A 1240-nucleotide genomic window follows, 5' to 3' on the forward strand; every position below is an offset into this window, starting at 1 on the left:
AATACGTCCATGTAGCAACTGTGTTGCCGGAGGGGCGCCAGCCCTTCCGGCAGACGGACACGGTAGTGCCGGCCGCTGGCCGGCAGCCTCTTGATGTGCGCCCCGGGCGGGCTTCAGGCGGGGATCGATTCGCCTTGGGCGTCCCGCACGCGGGCGTTGAGGATCACCAGCATCTTCCGCATCACCGCCACGATAGCCACTTTGCCTTCCTTGCCGCGGGCTCGCAGCGACTGGTAAAAGTCGCGCAGTCGAGGCTCATGCCGCATGGCCGACATGCTGGCCATGTAAAGCACTTGGCGGATCTCCGCCCTGCCACCATGGATGCTTCGTCTGCCCCGCATGGTGCCGCTGTCGTTGGACATGGGTGCCACACCGACCAGGCTGGCGATGGCCTTGCCACTGATTTTCCCCAGTTCGGGAAGATAGCTGGCCAGTACTGCCTGTAGGCCCGGACCCACGCCTTTCATCGACTTCAGGACAGCCAGTTGAGGCTGTTGGGCAACCTGCTCGGCAATCTGCTTCCCCAGCCGTTCAACCAGCGTCTGCAGGCGGGTGATGTTTGTCTGTAGCAGCCGGTGCAGATCACGATCAGCGACCATTTCCTGCTGCTGCCGCGCGATGCTCAGCGCGTGCATCGCCTGCCGACGAGCGCGCACGAATTCCCGCATTTTCTGCTGCCAAGGCTCAAGCGGTTGATAGGCCGGCAGCTTCACCAAGATGGCCATCCGAGCCAGCGCAAAGGCATCCAACCGGTCGGTCTTGGCCATCTGGCCCATTCCCTGGGCCAGCCTGCGGGCCCGCAGGGCATTGGCACGGACCGCTGGATGGCCTGCCGTATGCAGAAAATCCAACACCGGCTGCTCGTAGCCGCCGGTGGCTTCCAGCACGATCTGGCTGGTCGGACGCTTCTTCAGCCAAGCATCCAATTCAGAAAAGCCGGCGCGGTTATTGCTGACCTGCAGGGTCTCTCCGTCCGTCGTGCCGATATCCAGCTGGCGCTTGCTGACATCAATCCCGATCCCGTTCATCACCGGACTCCGTATAGTCTGGAAGAGTCGAGAGCTCCCCCGCTAGCCCAGTCTTATCACTGCGAGTGTCAGCTCCAGCAACTGTTCGGGCGGATCAAGGGAGATTCCGGCGTGGGCGCCAAGCTACAAGGCGATCGTCGAGATCCAGGCTCATACGGCGGCCCACGCCGGCTCTCGACACCTACGCTGCCAGATTCCAATCAGATAAGGCT

General features: G+C 62.6%; 1 protein-coding gene. It reads right to left on the reverse strand.

Features of this window, described 5'->3' with window-relative positions; translation table 11 throughout:
• Positions 1–113: 113 nt before the first annotated feature.
• Positions 114–1028, reverse strand: a complete 915-nt coding sequence (locus QMZ26_RS21195; protein WP_283222592.1) for an IS110 family transposase — start codon at positions 1026–1028, stop codon at positions 114–116.
• Between the last annotated feature and the right edge of the window lie 212 nt (positions 1029–1240).

Origin of the sequence: Stenotrophomonas sp. PFBMAA-4 (assembly GCF_030053215.1) — a bacterium.
In the GTDB taxonomy this organism is placed as follows: Bacteria; Pseudomonadota; Gammaproteobacteria; order Xanthomonadales; family Xanthomonadaceae; genus Stenotrophomonas.

What these genes read in the sequence shown, in the direction of transcription:
- QMZ26_RS21195 (WP_283222592.1), bottom strand. Translation starts at nt 1,028, where the DNA reads ATGAACGGGATCGGGATTGATGTCAGCAAGCGCCAGCTGGATATCGGC.